Origin of the sequence: Streptomyces sp. NBC_00237, assembly GCF_026342435.1 — a bacterium.
In the GTDB taxonomy this organism is placed as follows: domain Bacteria; phylum Actinomycetota; class Actinomycetes; order Streptomycetales; family Streptomycetaceae; genus Streptomyces.
Genome location: NZ_JAPEMT010000005.1, coordinates 401,025 through 425,310, shown reverse-complemented (window position 1 = coordinate 425,310; position 24,286 = coordinate 401,025). Strand labels below are relative to the sequence as shown.

Below are 24,286 nucleotides of genomic sequence, written 5' to 3'. Positions count from 1 at the left end.
TGTTGGTGCTGGATTCCGCGTTCTTTCAGCGCTGGATGGTGGCGGTGGCCGCCGCCGTCGACGAGGAGGCCGACCGCTTGACGGAGCTGGACTCCGCCATCGGGGACGCCGACCACGGCAGCAACCTGCGGCGCGGCTTCACGGCCGTGGCCTCCGCACTGGACAAGGAGCCACCCACGACACCGGGCGCCGTACTCGCCCTGTCGGGGCGGACGTTGATCTCCACCGTGGGCGGGGCTTCGGGCCCGTTGTACGGAACGCTGCTGCGCCGCACCGGGAAGGCGCTTGGCGAGGGTGCGGAGGTGTCCGTGGCGGAGTTCGCGGCCGCCCTGCGCTCCGGGGTCGACGCCGTGGCCCGGTTGGGCGGGGCGGCGGCCGGGGACAAGACGATGCTGGACGCACTGATTCCGGCGGCCGAGGCGCTGACGTCCAGCGGCGACGTCGGTTTCACCGCTGCCAGGGACGCCGCCGAGAGCGGTGCTCTCGCGACCGTGCCGCTCCAGGCGCGCAAGGGGCGGGCGAGCTATCTCGGTGAGCGCAGCATCGGGCACCAGGACCCGGGTGCGACGTCCGCCGCCCTCCTCTTCCGTACTCTCGCGGACGTGGCGGAGGCCGCCGGATGAACGACGCGATGGTGGGTCTCGTCCTGGTGTCCCACAGCGCGGCCGTGGCGTCCGCCGTCGCCGAGCTGGCGCGCGGACTGGCGGGCGGCGGCCCGACCGCACCCGTCGCCGCCGCGGGCGGAGACGTGGACGGCGGCCTCGGGACGAGCGCGGATCTCGTCGCCCGCGCCGCGCACGAGGTCGACCGGGGTGCGGGGGTCGCGGTCCTGGTCGACCTGGGCAGTGCCGTACTGACGGTGAAGACACTGCTCGCCGACGAGGACGAACTCCCGCCCGGCACCCGCCTGCTGGACGCCCCGTTCGTGGAGGGCACGATCGCCGCCATGGTCACAGCCTCAACAGGAGCCCCCCTGGACGCCGTAGCAGCAGCCGCTACAGACGCCTACACCTACCGCAAGACCTGAGCCTCCAGGGGCGCGGGGAACTGCGCGAGCAACCACGACGCCCCCGCACGTACGCGAGACAGCCGCGCGGCAAGCGCTTTAGGTGAAGGGGCGGGCCAGGGGCACAGAACCCGCCGAAGGCGGCCGGGGGCCCGGGGGCGGAGCCCCCGGCAGTAACCCCAGCCCCCTCCGGCCCGCACAAACCCCCACCAGCCCCCTCAGTGCCCCTCGGGCGTAACCCCCACCCCCGCCACACCCAACGGCATCTCCCCCGGCTGCGCGAACCACGTCGGCTCGTTCGCCAACGCCTGCTTGATCCGGAAGTTGGCGAACTCCCGCATCTCGGGAAGCGCGTCCACCCGGAACCAGCCGACCTCCACGGACTCCTCGTCGTTCACGCACGCCTCACCGCCGGTCGCCCGGCACGCCACCGTGATGTCCATGAACTGGCAGATGTCGCCGTTCCCGTACTGCACCGCGCGCAGCGTCTGGACCAGGACCACCCGCTCCACGACGCACTCGACGCCCGTCTCCTCGAACACCTCGCGCACCGCCGCCTCGGCGGGCTGCTCGCCCGGCTCCGGGATGCCGCCGACGACCGACCACTCCCCGTTGTCGGCGCGCCGCCCGAGCAGCACCCGCCCCTCGTCGTCGAAGACCACGGCGGTCACGCCGGGGAGGTAGAGCAGCTGGTGCCCCGCGGTCGCGCGGATGTTCTTGATGAAGTCGGGAGTAGCCATGACACGACCCTAAAGGACTCCGGAAAGCGCCACGTCAGCCGTGGTGACCGGGCCGTCAGGACACCACCGCCGACGACCTCAGGAGCTGCGCCGCGCGCGCACCCGCAGGGTGACAGCCCACACCACGCCCGCCGCCCCCAGCAGCCCGAGGAAGACCTCAGGACCCACACCCATCCGGGTCGCCGGGGTCAGCGAGGACCGCAGCGGAATCTTCGCGACCAGCGCGTCCGGCACGAACATCCCCGTCTGCTGGACCACTTCGCCGTCCGGCTGGATGACCGCGCTCACACCACTGGTGACGGGCACCAGGACCGCCCGCCCGTGCTCGGCAGCCCGCACCCGGCTCATCGCGAGCTGCTGGTACGTCATCTCGCTGCGCCCGAAGGTGGCGTTGTTGCTGGGCACGGCGATCACCTGACCCCCGTGCACCACCGTGTCGCGCACGGCGTCGTCGAAGGCGGCCTCGTAACAGGTCACGAGCCCGACCTTCGTGCCCGCCATGTCGAAGACGCCGACCTTCTTGCCGGGCCCGAAGTCACGGCGCACCCGGTCCACGTCCTTGCTGAAGATCCGGGCGAAGTCCCGCATCGGCATGTACTCGCCGAACGGCTGGATGTGCCGCTTGTCGTACGTGTCGACGGGGCCGCGCCGCGGGTCCCACTGGATGAGGGTGTTGCGCAGGTCGCCCTTCTCCGGGGTGAGGACCGCGCCGATCGCGACGGGCACGCCGATCTTCTTGACGGCCCGGTCGATGACGCCGCGTGCGTCGTCGTTGCGGTACGGATCGAGGTCGGAGGAATTCTCCGGCCACACCACGAAGTCCGGCTTCGGCTTCTTCCCGGCGGCCACCTCGTCGGCGAGCTGCTCGGTCCGCCGGGCGTGGTTGTCGAGCACCGCACGCCGCTGGTCGTTGAAGTCCAGGCCCAACCGGGGCACGTTGCCCTGGATGAGGGCGGCGGTCGCGGTCCCGTCCTCGGCCGAGTCGTCGAGCAGCGGACGCGTGGCCGGCGAAGCCAGCAGCGGTACGACGACGGCCAGCGCCGCCACCGCAAGCCCGGTACGCGGAACCTTCTTCGTGCGCCGGTACGTGACGACCTGCCTGACCACCTCGAAGAGGCCGAAGCCGCACAGGGCGACCGCGAAGCCCAGCAGCGGTGTGCCGCCGAGCCCGGCCAGCGACAGGAACACACCGTCGGCCTGGCCGAAGGCGATCTTGCCCCAGGAGAAGCCCTCGAACGGGAAGCGGGCCCGCGCCCCCTCCCCCACGATCCACAGCCCGGCCGCCCACACGGGCCAGGCAGGCAGCTTGGACGTACCCGCGATGCCCATGCCGACGAAGGCCACGAACAGTGCTTCGAGGAGGGTCAGCGCGATCCAGGGGACCGGACCGACCTCCTCGCCCGTCCAGGACAGCAGCGGAAGCAGGAAGGCGAGCCCGGCGACCAGGCCGAGCCCGAATCCGGCGCGCAGCCTGCGGCCGTGCAGGGCCCAGCCCAGCAGGGCGAACCCGGGCAGCGCGAGCCACCACAGGGGTCGGGGCGGGAAGCTCGCGTAGAGCAACAGGCCGGACACGGCGGCTGCGAGGGTCCGCACCAGCCACATGCCTCGGCGGGGTGCGGCCGGGGCAGGTTCCGGCGGGGCTGCTACGGGGGTGATGGTGGCGCTCACCCGGCGGAGTCTACGGTGGCCGCCCCCGGTGTGAGCAGGGCGGTCCTGGCAGGGCCCGTGCGCTGCCCCGGAAGCATCGTTCCTGCACGATCCTGTGCGATACGTCCACAAAGAGGTGTCGCTCCCGTTAGCGTGTGCGCCAGTCCCTGCCGTGCGCGGCCGGGGCCCGTCACAGGTACGGGGGACGACGGGATGAGCGTGCTGGGCAAGCGGGACGCGGACAGTGGGGAGAACCGGGACGGGGACGGGGCCTTGGCACCGGACTCCCGGGAGCGCGGCGGCCTGACCGAAACCGTCGGCGTCGCGGTGCTGGGCGGGGCCGCGGCCTGGTCGCTGGTGTGCGCGGCGGGCCGGGAGGCGCGGCCCGAGGGCGTGCTGCTGGCGGTTCTCGCGGTGGCCGCCGGGTACGCGGGCGGCCGCATCCTGGGTTCGCTGCTGCCGGTGCTGGCTGCCGTCGGACTGGCCCTGGCGGCGCTCGGACTCGCGCTGGCCTCCGACGACGGCGTGCCGGGGGCGATCGCGTCGCCCGCGCCGGGGCACACGGGTGCGGCGGCGGCGCTGCTGGTGGTGGCTGCCGGGGCGGCGTCCTGTGCGGCGGGGGAGGCGCGAGGGCAGGTGGCACCGGTGCTGCTGAGGCTGCTGACGCTCGGGGTGGCGGGGGCGGCGCTGGCTCTGGGGTCGGTGGCCGGGTTCGTGGCGTCGCTGGGGGTGCTGCTGTGTTCGCTCGCGGCGGTACGGATGCGGCGGCGGCTGCTGGGGCTCGTGGGTCTGGCGGTGGCGACGGTGCTGGTGGTGGGGGCGTCGTGGGCGGTCGCGGAGGACGCGCTCCCGGACGGGCTGACCTCGTCCCTGGAGGGGCAGCTCACGCCGAACCGGGTGGGGCTGTGGCAGGACGCTCTCGCCCTGGCGAAGGAGCACCCGTTGCGAGGGGTGGGCCCGGACCGTTTCGGCGGCCTGAGCCAGATCTCGCGGCAGACCGTCAACGCGGACGGCAAGCCGCATTCGGCTCCGTTGCAGCAGGCGGCGGAGCAGGGGGTGGTGGGGGTGGCACTGCTGGCGGCGGCCTTCGGGTGGCTGCTGTACGGGTTGTGGCGCTCGCCCCGGTCCACGCAGGTGGTGCTGACGGCGGGAGCCACGCTGACGGCCTTGGCGGCGCTGGCGAGCATCGGAAACGTGCTCAGCTTCACGCCGGTGACGGCCGGGGCGGCACTCCTGGCGGGGCTGGCCTCGGCCCGGGTGGCCGCTCCGAGGTAAGGTCCGGGCCCCTTGAAGAGGTGTTTGCCCTTCCGGGCTGAGGCATGCGGCTGCGGGGGCTGAGGCGTGCGGAGGCGGGACCCGGCGCTAGGCGCCGGACGCGGTGCCCGCCGGGTTGAGCCCCAGTCGCGAGCGGATCGCGTCGACCGCCCCCGCCGCGTCGTCCACCGTGACGGTGAAGGTCCGCCCGTCCCCCAGCCGGATCACCACTGCCTCGCCCCGCCGGACGACCACGGCCATCCCCTTCTCGGGCCGCCACCGGTACCCCCACCCGCCCCACTGCCGAGGCGTGACCCGGGGGTCGAACTCCGCGCCCACCACGTGTGACAGCGGAATGCGACGCCGGGGCAGCCCGATGTGCCCGCACCGCACCTCCAGCGCGTGGTCGTCGACCTTGACCGCCACATGCACGAAGGCCAGCGTCCCGAAGATCACCAGTAGGCCCACGGCGACACAGCCGACGACCGACATCACCAGCGGGACGATGCCGTGCATCCACGAAGAATCGACGGCCAGTTCGATTCCGAGGGCCAGGAACGCCGCACCGGAGGCCGAGAGCAGCCACTGGGCGCGGTTCGTCGCACGGCCGTGCCAGGTGGTCGTGGTGGGGACGGACTCGCTCGGGAGGCCGTCGGCGTCGTCAGCGCGGGGGAAGTCCCTCATGCGTAGCAGCGTACTCACGTTCCGCCGCCATGGCAGCCAGCAGACGGCCTTCGGTGTACGCGAGAGCCGGGGCGGTGAGTGTGGCCGAGCGGCGGCCACTGAGCAGAACGGTGAGGTGGGAGGCCGGATCGGCGGCGGGCGCGGGCTCGATTCCGGCCCGTCGAAGAGCCTGCGCGGCAACCGCTTCCGCCGACCCGAGCAGGGTGAGCGGACGGTCGGTGCCGGGCTGCTGGAGGGCCGCGCGAATCCGGTCAGCGACGAGTTCGTAATGGGTGCACCCCAGGACAACGGTCCTTACATCGGCCGGAGTGAGAGCGGCTGCCGCCGCCACCGCCCGGTCGATCCCCTCCTCGTCGGCGGTCTCCAAGGCGTCGGCCAGGCCGGGGCACGGCACCTCGGTCACCTCGACGCCCTGGGCGAAGTCGCGGATCAGCCCGCGCTGGTAGGGGCTCCCGGTGGTGGCAGGAGTGGCCCAGATCGCGAAGGGCCCGCCCGAGGCCGCGGCGGGCTTGATCGCGGGAACGGTGCCGATGACCGGAATCTCGGGTTCCAGGGCGGCGCGGATCGCTGGCAGCGCGTGCACGGTCGCGGTGTTGCAGCCGATGATCAGCGCGTCGGGCCCCTCGGCGGCGGCCGCTCTGGCGACGGCGAGGGCGTGCGCCCTGATGTCGTCGGGGGTACGCGGCCCCCACGGCATTCCGTCGGGGTCGGAGGCGACGACGAGGTCGGCGTCCGGCCGCATGCGGTGCACCGCCGCGGCAGCCGCGAGCAGGCCGATACCGGAATCCATCAGCGCGATCTTCACCCGGTCACTTTAAACGACCGGTCCGAATCTCCGGGCGAGCCCTCCGCGCGCCCCCGGAAGCCACTGCTCCTGCGGCAGACTGCGACAGGTGAGCGTCGTCGCGTGGATCGCCGTGGGATCACTGACCGTCTGGCTGTGGCTGCTGCTGTGCCGGGGCTTGTTCTGGCGCACCGACCAGCGCCTGCCGCCGCGCACCCGCCCCGCCGACGGGCGGTGGCCGTACGTCGCCGTGGTCGTGCCCGCGCGCGACGAGGCGGCGGTGCTCCCCGAGAGCCTCCCCTCGCTCCTGACCCAGGACTATCCGGGCGGCGCCGAGGTGATCCTGGTCGACGACGGCAGCAGCGACGGCACCGGCAAGCTCGCCCGCTCGCTGGCCGGGCGGTACGGCGGGCTGCCGCTGACCGTCGTCACACCCGGCGAGCCCGAGCCGGGCTGGACCGGCAAGCTGTGGGCGGTGCGGTACGGGATGGAGGCGGCCCGGGAGAGCAGCCCGGAGTACCTGCTGCTCACCGACGCGGACATCGCGCACGAGCCGGACAGCCTGCGGGAGTTGGTCGCCTCCGCCCTGCCGGGCGAGGACGGGACGGGCGGGTTCGACATGGTGTCGCAGATGGCGCGGCTGCGGGTGCGGACCCCGTGGGAGCGGCTGATCGTCCCGGCCTTCGTGTACTTCTTCGCTCAGCTCTATCCGTTCCGGTGGATCAACCGCGACAGGGGGCGCACGGCCGCCGCCGCGGGCGGGTGCGTACTGCTGCGCGCCGAGACCGCCGTACGGGCACAGGTGCCCGAATCCATCCGGGGCGCGGTGATCGACGACGTGTCGCTGGCGCGGGCGGTCCGGCGGTGCGGCGGCCGGATCTGGCTGGGGCTCGCCGAGCGGGTGGACAGCGTGCGCCCGTACCCGGGTCTGGGGGATCTGTGGCGGATGGTGTCGCGGAGCGCGTACTCCCAGCTCCGGCACAACCCGCTGCTGCTGCTCGGGACGGTGCTGGGGCTGGGGCTGGTGTATCTCGCGCCCCCGTACGCCCTGGCCACCGGCCTGCTGACGGACGACGCGGCGGCCGGGTGGGTGGGCCTGGGGGCGTGGGCGGTGATGACGGGAACGTACGTCCCGATGCTGCGCTACTACCGGCAGTCGCTCGCCCTGGCACCGCTGCTGCCGTTCACGGCGCTGCTGTACACGCTGATGACGGTCGACTCGGCGGTGCAGCACCACCGGGGCCGGGGCGCGGCCTGGAAGGGGCGTACGTACGCCCGTCCCGAGGCCGCGCCGGACCGGTGAAACCCGCGAGGGACGCGCCTACTTGCGGCCGGGCGTCCAGTTCATGCCCCACCCGTACGCCTGGTCGACGGTGCGCTGCGGGCTGACCCCGCGCTGCGGCACCAGGTACTGGGCCTCCCGGCGGACGGTCAGGTCGCCGTTCTCGTAACTGATCAGGGCGAGGGCGGCGACGGTCGAGGGGACGGTGCACTCGTCGAGCGAGAAGTCGATGGGTGCGCCGTTCTGCGGGGTGAGCGTCACGGTGGCGTGCAGGTCGGCGAAGGAGCGGGCGCCCTCGTAGATGGTCACGAAGATGAGGACGCGGCGCAGTTTGGCCTTGTGGTCGAGGTTGACGGTGAGGTTCTCGCCGGAGGAGACCGCTCCGGTGCGGTCGTCGCCGTCGAGGTGGATGTACGGCGGCTGGTTGAGCGAGCCGAACGCGTTGCCCAGCGCCTGCACGACGCCCTTGCGGCCGTCGGTCAGTTCGTACAGGGCGCACAGGTCCAGGTCGAGGTCGGAGTGCTGGGCCATCGCCCGGCCGAGCTTGCTGCCCCAGCCCTTGAACTGCTTGCGGGACTCCCAGTTGAGGTTGACGCGCATCGCGCCGCCGGTACCGCCCTGCTTGGCGAGGGAGACGGTCGGCGATGCCTTGGTGAGCGTGACCTTCGTCAGCCGTACGGGGGCGGCGGACGCGGCCGGGGCCTGCGGCGCGGGCGGCGGCGTCGCGTGGGACGGCACCGGGGCGGACGGCATCGTCGGCGCCGAGGGCATCGGTGCGGGCGGCGGCGTGGACCCGGGAGCGGTCGGCCAGACGGGGGCCTGCGGGGCGGAGGCGGGCGTGGACGGCGTGGGCCACGCGGGAGCGGCCGGGGCCGGGGCCGTAGGGGCGGGCGCGGGGGCCGCCTGCTGCGGTTCGTCGACCGTGATGCCGTAGTCCGTCGCGAGGCCCGCCAGACCGCTGCTGTACCCCTGGCCGACGGCCCGGAACTTCCAGGCGCCCTGCCTCCGGTAGAGCTCGCCGAGCACGAACGCCGTCTCGACGGTGGCGTCCTGGCTGTCGAAGCGGGCGATCTCCGCGCCGCTCGCCGCGTCGAGCACGCGGACGTACAGACCCGGCACCTGCCCGAAGCTGCCGCCGTCGGCGGAGGCGGCGAGCACCACGGTCTCGACGACGCCCTCCACGCGCGCGAAGTCGACCGACAGGGTGTCCGTGACGACGCCTCCCGTGCCGGGCTGCTTGCCGTCGTAGCGGACCCCTCCCGAGGCGTGGGCGGGCTGGTTGTAGAAGACGAAGTCGGCGTCGGAGCGGACCCGGCCCCCGGTGAGCAGCAGCGCGGACGCGTCGACGTCCGGCACCCCCGGCCCGGACCTGCGGCCCACTTCGACGCGCACGGACTGTGCCGACACCGGCACGTTGGTTCCCTTAAGCATGGACATGCTCGCCCCCATCACGAGTCGAAAGAGACCGTTCCCTACACGATCCGAACGCTACAAGATGACCGATTTTCCCAAGTTCGCTCTGATGAGTGCCCCAGGGCCACAGACAACACGCAGAACAACCCTCTTACCTGACTCCCCCATGGAATCGCAGAGGACCTCTGCGGGGGAACCCTCAGCCGGAGGGAAAGCACCGCTCCATCGCCATGAGGGACGGACCGCCCGCCCGCGCCCGGTGCGCTACCGCGTCGTCCGGTCGATCAGGTGGGCGAGTTCGGTGACGTACGGCGGCTCGAACAGGGTGGGGTGGTCTCCCTCCAGAACGTCGTGGGCCGGCCGGGGGCGGCCTGAACCTGGTGAACACCAGGCCCACCAGGGAGATCCCGAAGCTGCCCGCGTTGATGGCGACGGCGGCCGTCGGCCCGAAGAGCCCGGCCACCACACCGGCCAGGGCCGGGCCTGCGATGTACGCGATCGCGTTCGTCGACTCCAGTCGGCCGTTGGCCGCGACGATCTGGTCCTTGTCGACGAGGTTCACCACGGCGGTGACATACGTGATCTTGAAGAGCATCTCGAAGACCGAGGCCAGCGCCATGACCACGTACAGCAGCCAGATCTGCGGGCTCAGGGCCCAGCAGACCGGGATCGCGCCGTACAGCACCAACCGGGCGGCGTCACACACCATCAGTAGGCGCCGCCGGTCGAAGCGGTCGGCCCAGGAACCGGCGACCAGACCGGTGAGCAGCGAGGTGACGCCGGCGACGGCCGTGAGTAGTCCCATCTGCGCCGCGGACCCGGTGGTGTGCAGCATCGCTCGGTGTACGGCAGCGGCTCGCCGGAGAGCGTCCGGACGATGTCCGTGAAGCCGTCGGCGCCTTCGACGTCGAAGCCGCGCAGCAGCGCGCCGCGTTCGTGCAGCGCGGCCCGGAGTTCCTCCCGCCGGGCACGCAGCGGTTCGACGGCCGACCCGCCGTTCCCCTCGACGACCAGGGGAAACATCGAGGTGGTCGCGAGCGTCATCGCGGTGCCTCCGACCAGCACCAGGCTCATCACCCGGCCGTTCTCCGCGAAGAGGAACCGCTGTTCGGTGAGTGTGTCGAGGCGTTGCCGCAGGTCGTCCGGCCCCTCCCGCCAGTCCCGGGCCAGTTGCTCGGGCTTGGCGGGCGGGGACAGCCTGCGCAGCAGCCGACCGGTGGTCCCAGGCCGCCCGCCACTGGGTGACCAGTGCGCTCAACCGGTCGTGCCACTCGACCGCGTTGAGCATGTAGGGCGCGAGGTTCTGGTCGGCTAAGAAGTACGCGAGATCGGCCAGCGCCGATTCCTCGAAGGGGTACGTGAGGGAGTAGCAGTCCACGGGCTTGAGGTCGAGCCCGTCCGCGTCGCTCTCCACGGTCGCACTCCTCCTCGTCAGGACTACGCGCCGCCGCCGAGAGCGCGCAGTACCTTCGCCTGTTCGACGTCGGTGCCCTCCGCTCGCATCTCGACCGCCTCCCGGGCGGTGAACCTCGCCGCGCGCCAGGGCGCGACCTCGTCGACGGGAATGCCCGCGCGCCACCAGGTGGCCATCAGCTCGATGGCGGACTCGCCGTCGGCGAGCACCTTCTGCGCCTCGCCCACCTCGAAGCCCAGGGCGAGGAAGACACGGGCCTCGCCGGGGTCGATCCCGCGCCGGGCCCAGGGCAGCGCGTCCCCGCCGCTCCAGTCCGAGTCGACGAAGCCCCTGGCGACCGCGGCCGGGATGCCGTGGTGCAGCAGGACCTTCATGGCATCGGCCCGTTCCCCGCCGAGGTTGTCCCTCGCGGTGTCACGGCGTGGGTGGAACAGCCGGTGCAGCCAGCTGCGCGGAGTGGGGTTCTCCCCCGCCAGGTGCCGTTCGGTGGCTTCCTGGGCGGTGTAGCCGAGTTCGCGCCAGCGGACCGCGTCGCGCGGGGTCATTCCCGCGCTGAGCCAGGTGTTGACGGTGTACGGGGTGGCGCCCACGGTGCGCCATTGTCGCGCCGTGTCGGGGGTGTAGACGCCGGACGTGCGCCAGCGCACGGCCTCGGCGACGGCGAAGCCCTCGTCGATCCAGCTGCGTGCCTCGGACAGGGTGAACCCGTGCTCCGGCCACTGCGGCAACGGCTCCGGGGCGGGCGCGTACTCCGGCTCGGGGCGGCGGCGTGCCTTGCCGGGTTCCTCGTCGGGTTCCTCGTCGTCCTTGAATGCCACGGTCATGAAGGTCCCTCCTGCGGAATGCGGGCGACGGCGGCCCAGTCGGGTGCGTGGCCGTCCTCGCCGATGAGGCAGACGACGACGTGCGGTCGGGGGCGGTGCTCCGGCCAGGGGGTCCGGCCGTCGGTGAGCACCACGACGAGGTCGGGGCGGGGACGCAGGTTCGCGGCGGCCTCGACCCCGGCGCGCATGTCCGTGCCACCGCCGCCGACGAGCTCGAAGTCCTCGGCCCGGCGTACGACCTGGACCGGCTGCGGGTGCATGTCGCAGCACAGGGCGCGCAGCCGCCGGTTCGGTCCGGCGACCCCGGTGATGATGGCGGTGACCTCGGCGAGGAGGCGGTCGAGCACGGCGTTGGTGACCGAGCCCGAGGTGTCGATGACGAGCACGGTGTCAGGGACCGGGGAGACCAGCGCGGGCGGCACGACATCGGTGTACGCCCCCGCGCGGCGCGACGGCCTGCGGTAGCTGAAGTCGGTGTTGCCGCCCACCACGGACAGGCCGCGGCGGATCAGCGAGCCGAGCCTCGCCCGCCAGTTCACCTGGGGCGCCAGGCGTTCCCCTGCCCAGCGCTGCCAGCCGGAGGGCACCTCACTGCGGGCACTGATCCGGTCCTGGATGCCGACGGCGAGGGAGCGTTCCAGCAGTTCCTTGTCGAGCTCGGACAGTCCCCCGCCGCCGGATTCCTCGTACTCCCGGGGGCGTCCGTCCGCGGCGCTGCCGCAGTCGACGGCCTCGGACAGGGCTTTGCCGCCCCGCGCCATGGCATCGGCCAGCACGTCGAGCATCGGCACGTACTCTTCAGCCATCCGGTTATCGGGAAGTCCCAGCGCCTTCGGGGAGATGACCCCTTCCGGTACCGGCAGGTCCTCGGCCTCCAGGTCGTCGTTGATCTCGGCGTCGGCCGCCTGGTTCCAGCGGTGCGCCAGCGCGTCCCCGGCGAGCCCGGCGGCGTGCGTCCCGCCGTCGTTCTCCGGATTCACCGGGGAACGGCTCGCGTGCCGACGGACGAGGTGGCCCACGTGGTGCAGCAGCCACCAGCCGATCTCCGGCACGGGGGTGGCCAGCGCCGTGCCGGTTTCGAGGTGGACGTTCCACCGGGTGTCGGCGGGGAAGGCACGGAACTCCGGGTCGGGCACCGGGATCCCGGTGCTGTCGTCGACGGCCGCCTCGATGACCACCGGGTTGAGCGCGAACACCGCGGAGGCCAGATAGGGCGCCCGGTGCGCGGCCCAGAGCCGGGCCGCCGCGAACTGCGCCAGAACCCGTTCGCGCTGCCCCGCCTGCCCGTCGGGGAGGGCCGTCATGTCAACAGCCCCGCCGCACGCAGGACCGGTGCCAGCTCCAGCATGGTGCTCGGCAGCTTCGCACCGGCGGGACGGTGCCTGGCCAACGCCCGGGCGGCGCTGGCCGCGACGTCGGGCGAGCTGCGGGCGACGCGGGCGACCACGGTCCAGGACTGCTCCCAGACGGGCGCGCCCGACTCGGCGACGACGTGCGCGACGAGCGCGCCGAGGAGGGCGTGCAGCCGGTCGACGCGGTCGGGCAGCCTGGCGTGCGGGTCGTTGAGCAACTGCACCGGGTCGGGCAGGTCGAGGTTGCGCACCCAGGAGAGCAGTTCGAACCCGGCGGCCTCACCCACGGCGCCCAGCACCAGTTCGGCGACCACGGCCTCGTCGGCGCCGCTGTGCGTGCAGGCGCCCAGCGCGCGGGCCGCCAGCTCCCAGCTGCGGGGGCTGGGCCAGCCGCGTCCCGCGCGGTCCGGGCTGTCCGGCACGGCGAGCACCAGTTCGGGTCGTACCCGCAGGAACGCGCCGACCATGGCGCGGGACGTGGTGAGCTCCGCGAGGGTGGGCGCTTCGCCGTGTGCGAGCTCGGGCACGGTGAACCCGCTGGCCAGACCCTCGGCGATGTCGGCGGCCGAGACCTGCCAGTCGAGGTGGATGAGCCGGTTGGCCAGCGGTGCCGACAGGTCCCAGCCGTCGGCGGCCTGCTCGGGCGGGTTGGCGGCGGCGACGATACGGATGCCGGGAGGCAGCACCAGATCGCCGACGGTCCGTTCCAGGACGACGCGCAGCATGGCGGCCTGGACGGCGGGCGGTGCGGTGGTCAGCTCGTCGAGGAACAGCATCCCGGTCCCGGACCGCGCGAGCCGTTCCGCCCAGCGCGGCGGGGCGAACCAGGTGCCGCCGTCGCGGAGCACGGGGAGACCGGAGAAGTCGCTCGGTTCCCGGATGGACCCGACGACGACTTCGACGGGCAGGCCGAGGCTCTCTCCCAGCGCGACCACCGCCGAGGTCTTTCCGGTGCCCGGCGCTCCCCAGAGGATGACGGGCAGGTTGGCGGCCACGGCGACGGCGACCGCTTGCTGTGTGACGGACTGTGCGCCCATGAGGTACACCGCATTCCTTTACAGCGGGAACGTTTGCCCAGAAATGTTCAGCTCGTAGGCCCGGACCGGGGCAGCTCTCATCGGGCCGAGGCGCGAGCGCGCGGCCTGCATCTCATCGCGGAACGGACCGGTCCCCGTCGCGGGGCCCTCGCGGGACCGGCTAGTCCTGGTTGCGGAACAGCCCTCGGCCGCCGTACTTCTTGTGCACGGCCTGCTTGCTGATTCCCAGGGCGGCGGCGATGTCGGCCCACGTGCGCCCCTGCGTACGAGCGCGCCGCACCAGCACCGCCTCCAGCCGCTCCATCTCGCGCCGAACCTCGACGGTGGCGCTGAGCCCCGCCACGGGGTCGACACCCTTGGCCGCCTGCGCCAGAACCACGAGCTGATCGATCTCCATGCCGTCATCCTAGGTTGACCGAATTCACCTGTCAACCAAAGATGACAAAACGGCTCTGAGCAGGGAAGGCTCAACTGACGAGCACAGCACGCTCGTTGCCCTTGGTAGCAATCCCCTCACCTGCCGTGAAGCAGGGGGGCTTCGCGGCCCCATCTCCCCGCCAGAAGACGACATTGACGGTGTTTTAGCAGGTCAGGCGGGCAAAACCGGCTTAAAACGGATGACCCCAAGATTAGGACTCCCCAACCCGAACATCTTGGGCTTAACTTATGTGCCATGACCTCCCCCCGCTCCACCTATGGCGGCGGCTACTACTCCGCCCCCTCCTTCGCGGACACCCCGATCTACGACTCCCTCGTCGCGGAGCGCGGTACGCCCCAGATTGCCCCGATCCGGGTGCCCGCCATGTACGACACTGGCAACAGCTATCTGCCGGCCCTGCCGGCTCTGTCGTCGGGGCTTCCCGCGCTGCCGGCCGCCCCCTCCCACCCGCAGCCCTCGTACGGCTACCCCCAGCCCGCGCAGCAGCAGGCTCCGGCTCCGTACCAGCAGGCGCCGCACCTCCAGCAGGCCCCGATGCCGCAGTTGCAGAACGCGCCGGCGCCGTACATCCCGCAGCAGGCGGGCCCCCCGCGCGGCTACCCGGGTGCGCAGCAGCAGCCACAGATGCAGCGTCCGCAGCCGCAGCGCCCCGTCGCGCCGCAGATGCAGCAGGCCCAGCAGGCGCAGCAGCAACAGCCGCAGCGCCCGGTCGCGCCCTCGGGCTACGAGGCGATGCGTCCGGTGGCCCCGCGCCCCGCGCAGGCGGCCGCTCCGTACGAGGACCCGTACAACCGCCAGTACCAGCAGGGCGGCGGGGGCTACTAGGTCACACGGCACCACGCGGCGGCTGGGTCACGCGCACCGCGAGGCGGCGGTGCGCACCGGAGGCACACAGCAGGCTCGGACACCTGTCCGAGCCTGCTGGCACTATGAGCGCATGGCGAACTCTGATCACGCGTCGGTGCACGCGTTGCACGTCTATCCCGTGAAGGCGACGCGGGGTTGGGCTCCCCGCGAGATGGCGGTCGAACCGTGGGGACCGGCCGGGGACCGCCGCTGGATGCTGACCGACGCGTCGGGCAAGGCCCTCACCCAGCGCGAGGAGGCCCGGCTGGCGCTCGCGTCGTCGGAGCCGCTGCCCAGCGGCGGGGTCCGGGTGTCCGCCCCGGGCCGCACCCCTCTCGACGTGCCCGTGCCCGATCCCGTACGCACGGTCCCGGTGACACTGTTCGGCGACAAGTACGAGGCGGTTCCCGCGGGTTCCGGGCCCGACGCGTGGTGGAGCGCGTACCTGGGAGCCGAGGCGCACCTGGTGCACATGGACGATCCGGCCGTCCGCCGCCCCGTCGACCCGGACTTCTCCGAGCCGGGCCAGACCGTCAGCTTCGCCGACGGGTTCCCGCTGCTGGTGACCACGCTGGCGTCGCTGGACGCCCTCAACTCCCTGATCGCACAGGGCGACCTGCCCGACGAGGGCCCCCTTCCGATGAACCGGTTCCGGCCGAATGTGGTGCTGGACGGGACGGCCCCGTGGGCCGAGGACGGCTGGCAGCGGATCACCGTCGGCACGCTGTCGTTCCGGGTGGCGAAGCCGTGCGGGCGCTGCCTCGTCACCACCACCGACCAGACGACCGCCGAGCGCGGCAAGGAGCCGCTGCGCTCCCTGGCCAGTCACCGCAGGTTCGGCAACAGCCTGGTATTCGGCCAGACCCTGATCCCCGAGTCGCGCGGAGTACTGCGGATCGGCGACCGTGTGACGGTCGAGGGCGCCTAGAGTTCCGACCCGATTCTGCCGAATGAGCGGGCCCGTGGCCGGGAACTCGCTGAGGCGGCAGACGCGTTGAGCGGGCGCGGAAGGGGATCGGGACGGTGCGAGCAGCTGACGGGCCGCAAGGGCCTTCGACCGGATCGGAGCGGGCGGCGACCGGCCGCGGACGGCGGACGGCGTCGGGGGTGTGGCGCTGGCGGCACAGTTCGCTGCGCCGCACCACCGATCTCGTCGAGGCGTGGGTGGCGCTGGCCGCCCTGCTACTGATCGCCGTCGCCTCGCCCGCCACCGGTCTGGCGGTCGGGCTGCGGGTGAACGCCTCCCTCCAGCACCAGGTCGCCCAGCAGCACGAGGAGCGGCACGAGACGACGGGTGTGGTGCTGCGGCCGGTGCGTGCGACGCGCACCACCGGGGACGCGGAAGTGGGCGCCGGGTACGCGGGGCCGGTCGTGGTGCTCGCGCGATGGACGGCGCACGACGGCAGCAAGCACACCGGGCGGGCGTCCACGGTGCTCAGGGCCGCCGAGCCGGGCGACACCTTCCCGCTGTGGACGGACGACGCGGGCCGGATCGTCAACCGCCCCGTGGACGCGAGGACGGCGACCGCCCAGGCCGCCCTGTCGGGCTTCGGCGCGTTCGCCGTGCTGGCGTCCGTGGCCCACTGCGCGAGGCTGCTGGTCGTACGACGGCTCATGCAACGGCGGTACGCGCGGCTCGACCGCGCGTGGGCCAGGGTCGGCCCCGAGTGGGGCCGGACGGGCGCGGGCGGCTGACAGCGGGCCGACCGGTCAACCGCCGCTTCCCCCGCGCGCTACGGTGGTGCAGCGAGATCAGCGCGAGCAGCGGGACGTACGAGGTGGGGGCACGCAAACACCATGGCACAGGGCACGGTCCAGGTGACGCACTCCGGCACTTCCAGGTGGCGGCGCCGCACGGGTGAGTACGACTCCCTCGCCGCCGCCCTGGAGGCCGCGGGGGACGGCGACGTCCTCACCATCGCTCCCGGCACGTACCGGGAGAACCTCGTGCTGCGGCGCGCCGTGACGCTGCGCGGGCCCGAGGGCGCGGCCGGGTCGGTGCGGATCGCCCCGATAGACGGCGTGGCGCTGACGGTGCGCGCCTCCGCCGTCGTACAGGACCTCAGTCTGGAGGGTCAGGACTCGGCGGCGCCCGCGCTGTTGGTGGAGGACGGCACTCCGGAGTTCGAGGGGCTGCGCATCGTGACGCGCTCCGCCGTCGGCATCGAGGTGCGGGGGGCCGCCCGGCCGACGGTGCGCCGGTGCACGGTGGACAATCCGGGCGGTGTCGGGATCGGCGTACTGGACGGCGCTGGCGGTCTGTTCGAGGAGTGCGAGGTCGTCGCGGCCGGGCAGGCGGGGGTTTCGGTCGGCGGCGGGGCGCACCCCCGGCTTGAGCGGTGTTCCATCCATCACACGTCGGGCTCGGGGCTCGCGGTGACCGGCGAGGGTTCCGGGGTCGAGGCGATCGGCTGCGAGATCTACGAGGTCAAGGGCACGGGCGTGCAGGTCGCCTCGCGCGGTGCGGGCCACCTCAAGGAGTGCGCGGTGCACCGCACGTCGGCGGACGGCGTGACGCTCGACACGGACGCGGTGCTGACGCTCTCCGACTGCGACATCCACGACATCCCGGAGAACGCGATCGACCTGCGCGGGCGCGCGGTGCTGACGCTGACGCGCACGACGGTGCGGCGCTTCGGCCGCAACGGTCTGTCGGTGTGGGACCCGGGCACCCGGGTCGACGCCAACGGGTGCGAGATCCACGACAGTACGGGCGACTACCCGGCGGTGTGGGTGAGCGACGGGGCGACTGTCGTCCTGGACTCCTGCCGGGTGCACGACGTGCCGGACGCGGTGTTCGTACTGGACCGGGGCTCGCGCGCCGACATCGTCGACAGCGACCTCTCCCAGGTGCGCAACACGGCCGTGTCGGTGAGCGACGGCGCGATCGCCCAGCTCGACGACTGCCGGATCAGGGAGGCGTCCACGGGTGCCTGGTTCCGCGACCACGGCAGCGGCGGCACCCTCGCGGGCTGCACCATCGACTCCGTGCAGACGGGCGTCATCGTCACCAAGGGCGCGGACCCCCGGATAGAGCGGACCACGGTCAACTCCCCCGCCGAGTCCGGCTTCTACGTGTCGGCGGAAGGCCGTGGCACCTTCCACGACTGCCGCGTCGCGGGCAGCAGCGGCTACGGCTTCCACGTCATGGACGGCTGCCGTACGACGATGACCCGCTGCCGCACCGAGCGGTGCGCGCGCGGCGGTTACGAGTTCGCCGAGGACGGGCCCCTGGTCGAGGACTGCACCAGCGACGAGAGCGGCGTGAAGGCGGCCGCCGCCGCGTCCGAACCACCGCCCGCCGTGCTCACCGCCACCCAGTCCCCCGGGCTGCTGTCCACCATCCCGGCGCAGCGGCCCACGACCGCCGTCGCCCCTCCCGCGCGGGCCGACGCCGCCCGTTCCTCGCAGGACGTCCTCGGCGAACTCGACGCGCTGGTCGGCCTGGAGAGCGTGAAGCGCGAGGTGCGCGCCCTCACCGACATGATCGAGGTCGGCCGCCGTCGCCAGGAGGCCGGGCTGAAGGCGGCGTCCGTCCGCCGCCATCTGGTCTTCACCGGCTCCCCCGGCACGGGCAAGACGACCGTGGCCCGGCTGTACGGGGAGATCCTGGCGTCGCTGGGCGTCCTGGAGCGCGGCCATCTCGTCGAGGTGTCCCGGGTGGACCTCGTCGGCGAGCACATCGGGTCGACGGCGATCCGCACCCAGGAGGCGTTCGACAGGGCGCGCGGCGGGGTGCTGTTCATCGACGAGGCGTACGCGCTCTCGCCCGAGGACTCCGGCCGGGACTTCGGCAAGGAGGCCATCGACACGCTGGTGAAGCTGATGGAGGACCACCGGGAGGCGGTCGTGGTGATCGTCGCGGGCTACACGGCGGAGATGGAGCGCTTCCTGACCGTCAACCCCGGCGTGGCGTCCCGTTTCTCACGGACCATCACTTTCTCCGACTACGAACCGGACGAGCTGCTCAGGATCGTCGAGCAGCAGGCGGACGACCACGAGTACCGGCTCGGGACGGGCACGCCGGAGGCCCTCCTGAAGTACTTCACGGCACTGCCCAAGGGTCCGGCGTTCGGCAACGGCCGTACGGCCAGGCAGACGTTCGAGTCGATGGTGGAGCGGCACGCGGGCCGGGTCGCCCAGTTCACCGAGGTGTCCACGGACGACCTGACCCTGCTCTACCCGGACGACCTTCCCGAACTCCCTTAGCGGTGCGGGCCGTTACCCGTGCGGGATGTTCTGCCGGGGCAGGGTCGGTTCCGGCAGGCGGGCGAGGAGTTTGTCGCGCTCGCCCGCGAAGGCGGGGTCGGTCTGGTAGTCGGAGTGGCCCAGTATCGGTGCGGGCAGCGGCTGTTCGGGGGTGCGCCCGTACGCGAGCGGGTCGAGGAGCGCGTCGCGGTCCACGGGGTGGCGGCCCTCGTCGGGCACGACGCGGGCCGGGCCTCCTATCGGGTCGGTGTGCCGCCAGAGGTTGCGCCAGCAGTCGACCTCGTCGTGCAGGCTGCGCAGACAGGCGGGCCCGAAGTACGCGGGGAACCAGCGCCCGTACAACCGCTCCAGCGGGGCCCCGTAGGTGAGCAGGGCGACCCGGCGGCGGGTGCGCTGCGGGAGCTGCCAGACGGCTGCGGCGGACAGCACGCTGCCCTGGGAGTGGCCCGAGATGACGAGGCGGCCCTGGGTGCGTTCGGTCCAGGTGGCCATGCGCCAGGTGAGGTCGGGTACGGCGCGTTCCGCGTAGCAGGGCGGGGCGAAGGGGTGGGCGGCGCGCGGCCAGAAGGTGCCGACGTCCCAGAGGATTCCTATGGTGCGCCGCGCCTTGGGGTCGCGGTAGGCGCGCCGCCCCCAGGTGACGAAGAGCAGGAACCCGAAGCCGATCAGCCAGGAGCCCAGGGCCTGCGAGGTGTGCGCGACCGCTTCGACGGCGGACGGCGTGCCCTTGGCGGCGCGGCCCGGCACCTCGTCGTACAGGAAGGCCCCGAGGAGGGCGACGGTGCCCAGGAGCACGGTGGAGCCTGAGAGGGTGGCGATCATGCGGGGTGCGTGGTCGGTGAGGTCGGCGGCGGCGCGGGCCAGGGCGATGCGGCCGGTGCGGACGGGGTCGGGCTTCTCGGCGGGGTAGTCGGCCTCGACGGTGGGGGCCAGCGCGTTGCGGGTGCGCCAGGTGCGGACGCCGTAGAAGAGGGCGAGCAGGAGCAGGACGAGCAGGATCGGCGGGATGACGGACGCCTGCCAGGTGAGCAGGACGGGCGGGCCAGGGACGGGCACGTCGGGGCCCGTGGTCATGCCGGGGGTGCCGGGGCCGTCGAGCCAGTCGGCGACGCGCTGGGCGACGCCGCCGGACATGACGCCGCCCAGTGCGCAGGCCAGCATGGCGACGGCGGGTCCGCCGAGTCCGCGCATGGCCGTACGGGCGACGGGCGTGCGGCGGTTGAGGATCACGGCGACGACGGCGAGCGCGAGGACCAGCAGGAGCTGGGCGAGGGTCAGCAGCCCGAACGTGCGGGCCCCGCCGTCGAGTCGGCCCGCCGACGTCCAGGCGGGCCGGGACCAGCCCGCGTACAGGACGGCGAGGACGAGGGCGACGAGGGACGCGGCGGGCAGCAGGGTGACCAGGGCGCGGTCCAGGACGGCGTCGAAGCGGGACTCGGTGCGGCCGCGTCGGCAGACGACCCAGACGACGACGGTCCCGCCGCCGATCAGCACCCCCTGGAGGGCCCAGCCGCACACGTCCAGAACGGTGTTCGGGGCCGCGCGGTCGTGGCGGGCGGTGGCGACGGTGAGGAACCCGGCGACGGTGAGGAACCCGGCGGTGGTGTGCGCGGCGCGCAGCCGGGCCACGAGCCTGCGCCCGTACCAGAAGCCGGGGCGGCCGAGGGCGTGCTCGGAGGGGGCCTCTTCGACGTGGGGCAGCGGCTGCTGGGACTCGTACGCGCTCCAGGTGCGGTGCGAGAGGTACCAGAGGAGGCCGGTGAGGGCGGCGGGGACGAGGGTGGCGAGGGCGATGCGGCGGCCCGGCTGGCTCCACCAGCCGCCGTCCGCGACGGAGAGGAAGCCGAGCCAGGACTTCCTGCCGGAGCAGGCTGCGGAGCCCGCGCACTGCCAGGCGGTGAGGTCGAGGGCGACTTCGCAGGCGGCGGCGACCAGGAGGAGGGTCAGGGTGAGGGCGACGAGACGGACGAGGACGCCGTAGAGCCGGACGGTGCGGGCGTTGCCCTCGGTGGTGGGGCGCATCCAGTGGGCGAGGTTGACGACCATGAAGGGCAGCAGGAGGAGCCAGAGGGCCCGGATGCCGTTGCCGGAGGTGAGGTTGGACCAGACGTACGCCTCGGGGATCGGCCGGTCGCGGTACTCGGCGGGGCGGTCCTCGGCGTCGACGTCCTCGGTACGGCGGAACACGGCGGCGGTGTTGTCGCCGGTGACGCGAGTGGTGCGGGGGTCGCCGAGCATCGCCTCGGGGGTGGCGCCGCCGACCCCGTGCACGAGGAGTTCGAGGGCGGGGGCGGTGAGGTAGGCGACGATGCCTTCGGGAACGGCTTCGTGGGCGCCTTCGTGGGCACGGGCTTCCGGAGTGGAGGATTCCGGGGCCGAGGGTGCCGGAGTGAGGGATTCCGGAGTGGAGCCGTCCGGAGCGGCGGGGACTGGGGGCACTGCGGGGCTCGCTCTCCTGCGTGTGCGAGGGGGAGCTTTCAGCATCCCGGACGTACCCCTCGCTGCCCACCCCCACCGCACATTCTTCGCGAGTCGCCCCCACGAAAAGCGCGCGCGGACCCGGCCTCGCGGGCTATAACACCAGCTGTGGAGGCGTGTTGCGCCCCGTGCGAGGATGAGCAGCCCCTGACGGCGTCATGGAAAGGACCGGGGCCCGCAGTGACCGAGAATCAGAACCTCCTCGCCGAACAGCGTCGCGCCCTCATTCTCGACGAGGTACGGCGGCGCGGCGGAGTGCGGGTCAACGAGCTGACGCGGCGGCTGAACGTGTCCGACATGACGGTCCGCCGCGACCTCGACGCGCTGGCCCGTCAGGGTGTCGTCGAGAAGGTGCACGGTGGTGCGGTGCCGGTGGTGGAGGCGAGCACCCATGAGCCCGGCTTCGAGGCGAAGTCGGCGCTGGAGCTCTCCGCGAAGGAGGACATCGCGCGGGCGGCGGCCTCGATGGCGGTGCCGGGCAGCGCGGTGGCGCTGTCGGGCGGCACGACCACGTACGCGCTCGCCCGGCACCTGCTGGACGTGCCGGACCTGACGGTGGTGACCAACTCGGTGCGGGTGGCGGACGTGTTCCACACCGCGCGGCAGGCGGGCGGCGACACCAGCGGCGCGGCGACGGTGGTGCTGACCGGCGGGGTGCGCACCCCTTCGGACTCGCTCGTCGGTCCGGTCGCGGACCGGGCCATCGCCTCGCTCCACTTCGACGTGCTGTTCCTCGGAGTGCACGGGATATCGGCCGAGGCGGGTCTGTCCACGCCGAACATCGCGGAGGCGGAGACGAACCGCAGGTTGGTGGGTTCGGCGCGCCGGGTGGTGGTGGTCGCCGACCACACCAAGTGGGGGACGGTGGGCCTGAGTTCGTTCGCGTCGCTGGATCAGGTGGACGCGTTCGTGACGGACCAGGGGCTTTCGGCGGCGGCGCGCGAGGAGATGGCGGAGCACCTGCCGGGTCTGGTGGTGGCGGGCGAGAACACCGGGGCCGACCACCCCGAAGACCTCTGACGACTCTGGACTCCCGGCGGCCCGGAGACTTCTGACAGTACGTCAACTACCTTGGCGCGTACGCTTTTCCGTCGATCACCGGAGGTGCACGTCGCATGGTCCGCCAACTGCGGGGCGTTGGGCTCGACTTCGCCGAGTCCGCGCCCGTACGCCTGGTCTTCGTGGCCGAGGTCGCGGCATCGCCCGAGGACGTGTACCGGGCTCTGGCCGAGGAGACCGGGGAGTGGCCCCGCTGGTTCACGGCCGTGACGTTCGCCCGGCCGACGGCGGAGGGCCGCGAGGTGCACCTCAAGGGCGGCACCCGCTTCATGGAGACCGTCGTGGCGGCCGAACCGGCGAAGCGCTACGCGTACCGGATCGACCTCACCAACGCCCCGGGCCTCACGGCGATGCTGGAGGAGTGGCGGATCCGGCCCGCCGGGGCGGCCACCCGGGTGCAGTGGACCATGGCCGTCGACGGCCCCGCCCCGCTGCGGCTGCTGTTGCGGGCGGCACGCCCCGGGGTGGGGCGCTCCTTCCGCGACGCGGTGCGCGAGCTGGACCGCCGACTGGCCGTACGGCGACAGAAGCGGGAGGGCGGGGGCTAGGGCCAGACGCCCGTCTCCAGGAACTGTTCGACGGCCGCCGAGTAGGGCGCGATGTCCAGTCCCTGCTCGGCGAGCCAGTCGTCGGAGTAGTACTTGTCGAGGTAGCGGTCGCCCGGGTCGCAGATCAGCGTGACCACGCTGCCCTTGCGTCCCTGCTCCACCATCTCGGCGACGATCTTCAGCGCGCTCCACAGCCCGGTGCCGGTCGAGCCGCCCGCCTTGCGGCCGAGTGCCGCGTCCAGGGCACGCACGGCGGCCACGCTCGCCGCGTCCGGGACCTTCATCATGCGGTCGACCGCGCCGGTGACGAACGAGGGCTCCATGCGGGGGCGGCCGATGCCCTCGATGCGGGAGCCGCAGTCGCTGGTGGCGTTCGGGTCGTGCCGGTTCCAGCCGTCGAAGAAGCAGGAGTTCTCCGGGTCGGGGACGCAGATGAAGGTGTCGTACTGCATGTAGTGCACGTAGCGGGCGATGGTCGCGGAGGTGCCGCCCGTACCGGCGGTGGCGACGATCCAGCTCGGCTCGGGGTAGCGCTCCAGCTTCAGCTGCTGGTAGATCGACTCGGCGATGTTGTTGTTGCCGCGCCAGTCGGTGGCCCGCTCGGCGTAGGTGAACTGGTCCATGTAGTGACCGCCGGTCTCCGCCGCGAGACGGGCGGACTCCTCGTACATCTTGCGGGAGTCGTCCACGAAGTGGCACTGGCCGCCGTGGAACTCGATCAGGCGGCACTTCTCGGCGCTGGTGGTGCGCGGCATCACAGCGATGAACGGCACGCCGATGAGCTTCGCGAAGTACGCCTCCGAGACGGCAGTGGAACCGCTGGACGCCTCGATGACGGGGCGGTCCGGCCGGATCCAGCCGTTGCACAGCCCGTAGAGGAACAGCGAACGGGCGAGCCGGTGCTTGAGACTGCCCGTCGGGTGCGTCGACTCGTCCTTGAGGTAGAGGTCGATGCCCCACTCCTCCGGCAGCGGGAAGCGCAGCAGGTGGGTGTCGGCCGACCGGTTGGCGTCCGCCTGTACCTTGCGCACCGCCTCTTTCAACCAGGCCCGGTACTCCGGGTCGCTGCGGTCGACGTCCACGGTGGGCACCGCGGTGGATGCGACCGGGGTGCCGACGGGGTCGACGGGGTGTAGATCGGCCACCGCGGCGGCGCCGCGTCCTGCCGGTTCGCTGGTGCTCATCCGCGCCACTCCTCGTACTGCTGTGTGCCGTCCCGTGCGGTTCCGTACGGATACGTCTGTCTCTGTCGGGCTCTGTCTGACTGCTG

General features: G+C 72.7%; 23 protein-coding genes. 10 read left to right on the top strand and 13 right to left on the bottom strand.

Translation table 11 applies throughout. The annotated features are described in order from the left end of the window. Nucleotides 1-5 precede the first annotated feature (5 nt). Nucleotides 6-623, top strand: a complete 618-nt coding sequence (gene dhaL, locus OG897_RS37695) for a dihydroxyacetone kinase subunit DhaL (RefSeq protein ID WP_266664616.1) — start codon at nt 6-8, stop codon at nt 621-623. Continuing rightward, nucleotides 620-1,027 carry a PTS-dependent dihydroxyacetone kinase phosphotransferase subunit DhaM gene (locus OG897_RS37690; RefSeq protein ID WP_266664400.1) on the top strand — a complete coding sequence of 136 codons (408 nt, stop codon included), beginning with the start codon at nt 620-622 and terminating at the stop codon, nt 1,025-1,027. Before dhaL ends, OG897_RS37690 begins: the two co-directional genes overlap by 4 nt. A 197-nt stretch (nt 1,028-1,224) precedes the next feature. Here the strand turns inward: OG897_RS37690 and OG897_RS37685 are convergent, their stop codons facing one another. Both OG897_RS37685 and lnt read right to left on the bottom strand, forming a co-directional pair. Further along, a complete protein-coding gene (locus tag OG897_RS37685) occupies nt 1,225-1,746 on the bottom strand; it encodes an NUDIX domain-containing protein (RefSeq protein WP_266664399.1) in 522 nt (173 codons plus the stop codon). 78 nt (nt 1,747-1,824) lie between these two features. Then, the gene (gene lnt, locus OG897_RS37680; protein WP_266664397.1) at nt 1,825-3,414 is read right to left on the bottom strand and encodes an apolipoprotein N-acyltransferase; all 1,590 of its coding nucleotides are present in this window, start codon (nt 3,412-3,414) and stop codon (nt 1,825-1,827) included. Between the two features lie 192 nt (nt 3,415-3,606). On the opposite strand from lnt, the gene OG897_RS37675 reads away from it, so the two are divergent. Next, nucleotides 3,607-4,668 carry an O-antigen ligase gene (locus OG897_RS37675; RefSeq protein WP_266664395.1) on the top strand — a complete coding sequence of 354 codons (1,062 nt, stop codon included), beginning with the start codon at nt 3,607-3,609 and terminating at the stop codon, nt 4,666-4,668. An 87-nt stretch (nt 4,669-4,755) separates the two neighbouring features. Here OG897_RS37675 and OG897_RS37670 read toward each other — a convergent pair whose 3' ends face one another. Further along, entirely contained in the window at nt 4,756-5,331 is a 576-nt protein-coding gene (locus OG897_RS37670; RefSeq protein WP_266664393.1) for a hypothetical protein, read from the bottom strand. Further along, nucleotides 5,309-6,136 carry a glutamate racemase gene (locus tag OG897_RS37665; RefSeq protein WP_266664391.1) on the bottom strand — a complete coding sequence of 276 codons (828 nt, stop codon included), beginning with the start codon at nt 6,134-6,136 and terminating at the stop codon, nt 5,309-5,311. Before OG897_RS37665 ends, OG897_RS37670 begins: the two co-directional genes overlap by 23 nt. A gap of 88 nt (nt 6,137-6,224) precedes the next feature. On the opposite strand from OG897_RS37665, the gene OG897_RS37660 reads away from it, so the two are divergent. Continuing rightward, complete coding sequence (locus OG897_RS37660; RefSeq protein WP_266664389.1) at nt 6,225-7,418, top strand: glycosyltransferase; 1,194 nt, start codon at nt 6,225-6,227, stop codon at nt 7,416-7,418. Between the two features lie 18 nt (nt 7,419-7,436). On the opposite strand, the gene OG897_RS37655 is transcribed toward OG897_RS37660, so the two are convergent. From OG897_RS37655 to OG897_RS37625, 7 genes are all read right to left on the bottom strand, one after another. Further along, entirely contained in the window at nt 7,437-8,846 is a 1,410-nt protein-coding gene (locus OG897_RS37655) for a TerD family protein (RefSeq protein WP_266664614.1), read from the bottom strand. A 163-nt stretch (nt 8,847-9,009) separates the two neighbouring features. After that, nucleotides 9,010-9,615: an MFS transporter gene (locus tag OG897_RS37650; RefSeq protein WP_266664387.1), complete on the bottom strand. Its 606-nt coding sequence runs from the start codon at nt 9,613-9,615 to the stop codon at nt 9,010-9,012. Continuing rightward, a complete protein-coding gene (locus tag OG897_RS37645) occupies nt 9,519-9,884 on the bottom strand; it encodes a hypothetical protein (RefSeq protein ID WP_266664386.1) in 366 nt (121 codons plus the stop codon). Before OG897_RS37645 ends, OG897_RS37650 begins: the two co-directional genes overlap by 97 nt. A gap of 363 nt (nt 9,885-10,247) precedes the next feature. Then, on the bottom strand, nt 10,248-11,048 hold the full coding sequence (locus OG897_RS37640; protein ID WP_266664384.1) for a hypothetical protein: 801 nt from the start codon (nt 11,046-11,048) through the stop codon (nt 10,248-10,250). Further along, a complete protein-coding gene (locus OG897_RS37635) occupies nt 11,045-12,352 on the bottom strand; it encodes a VWA-like domain-containing protein (RefSeq protein WP_266664383.1) in 1,308 nt (435 codons plus the stop codon). Before OG897_RS37635 ends, OG897_RS37640 begins: the two co-directional genes overlap by 4 nt. Next, nucleotides 12,349-13,437 carry an AAA family ATPase gene (locus OG897_RS37630; protein ID WP_266664382.1) on the bottom strand — a complete coding sequence of 363 codons (1,089 nt, stop codon included), beginning with the start codon at nt 13,435-13,437 and terminating at the stop codon, nt 12,349-12,351. Before OG897_RS37630 ends, OG897_RS37635 begins: the two co-directional genes overlap by 4 nt. A 160-nt stretch (nt 13,438-13,597) precedes the next feature. Further along, on the bottom strand, nt 13,598-13,834 hold the full coding sequence (locus tag OG897_RS37625) for a hypothetical protein (RefSeq protein WP_266664381.1): 237 nt from the start codon (nt 13,832-13,834) through the stop codon (nt 13,598-13,600). A gap of 276 nt (nt 13,835-14,110) precedes the next feature. Here OG897_RS37625 and OG897_RS37620 point away from each other — a divergent pair, with 276 nt between their 5' ends. From OG897_RS37620 to OG897_RS37605, 4 genes are all read left to right on the top strand, one after another. After that, nucleotides 14,111-14,701, top strand: a complete 591-nt coding sequence (locus OG897_RS37620) for a DUF6643 family protein (RefSeq protein ID WP_266664379.1) — start codon at nt 14,111-14,113, stop codon at nt 14,699-14,701. A 112-nt stretch (nt 14,702-14,813) separates the two neighbouring features. Then, nucleotides 14,814-15,650, top strand: coding sequence for an MOSC domain-containing protein (locus OG897_RS37615; RefSeq protein ID WP_266664377.1), 837 nt, complete (start codon nt 14,814-14,816; stop codon nt 15,648-15,650). 95 nt (nt 15,651-15,745) lie between these two features. After that, nucleotides 15,746-16,417: a hypothetical protein gene (locus tag OG897_RS37610; RefSeq protein WP_266664375.1), complete on the top strand. Its 672-nt coding sequence runs from the start codon at nt 15,746-15,748 to the stop codon at nt 16,415-16,417. A gap of 102 nt (nt 16,418-16,519) precedes the next feature. Beyond that, complete coding sequence (locus tag OG897_RS37605) at nt 16,520-18,931, top strand: right-handed parallel beta-helix repeat-containing protein (RefSeq protein WP_266664373.1); 2,412 nt, start codon at nt 16,520-16,522, stop codon at nt 18,929-18,931. Nucleotides 18,932-18,943: 12 nt separating this feature from the next. Here OG897_RS37605 and OG897_RS37600 read toward each other — a convergent pair whose 3' ends face one another. Further along, nucleotides 18,944-21,241 carry a hypothetical protein gene (locus tag OG897_RS37600; protein WP_266664612.1) on the bottom strand — a complete coding sequence of 766 codons (2,298 nt, stop codon included), beginning with the start codon at nt 21,239-21,241 and terminating at the stop codon, nt 18,944-18,946. Nucleotides 21,242-21,589: 348 nt separating this feature from the next. Between OG897_RS37600 and OG897_RS37595 the strand changes: the two genes are divergently transcribed. Together OG897_RS37595 and OG897_RS37590 are read left to right on the top strand one after the other, a co-directional pair. Further along, the gene (locus OG897_RS37595) at nt 21,590-22,429 is read left to right on the top strand and encodes a DeoR/GlpR family DNA-binding transcription regulator (RefSeq protein ID WP_266664371.1); all 840 of its coding nucleotides are present in this window, start codon (nt 21,590-21,592) and stop codon (nt 22,427-22,429) included. 95 nt (nt 22,430-22,524) lie between these two features. Beyond that, the gene (locus tag OG897_RS37590) at nt 22,525-23,016 is read left to right on the top strand and encodes an SRPBCC family protein (RefSeq protein ID WP_266664369.1); all 492 of its coding nucleotides are present in this window, start codon (nt 22,525-22,527) and stop codon (nt 23,014-23,016) included. Here the strand turns inward: OG897_RS37590 and OG897_RS37585 are convergent. Further along, a complete protein-coding gene (locus OG897_RS37585; protein WP_266664367.1) occupies nt 23,013-24,200 on the bottom strand; it encodes a PLP-dependent cysteine synthase family protein in 1,188 nt (395 codons plus the stop codon). The two genes, OG897_RS37590 and OG897_RS37585, sit on opposite strands and share 4 nt — an antisense overlap. Nucleotides 24,201-24,286: the final 86 nt, after the last annotated feature.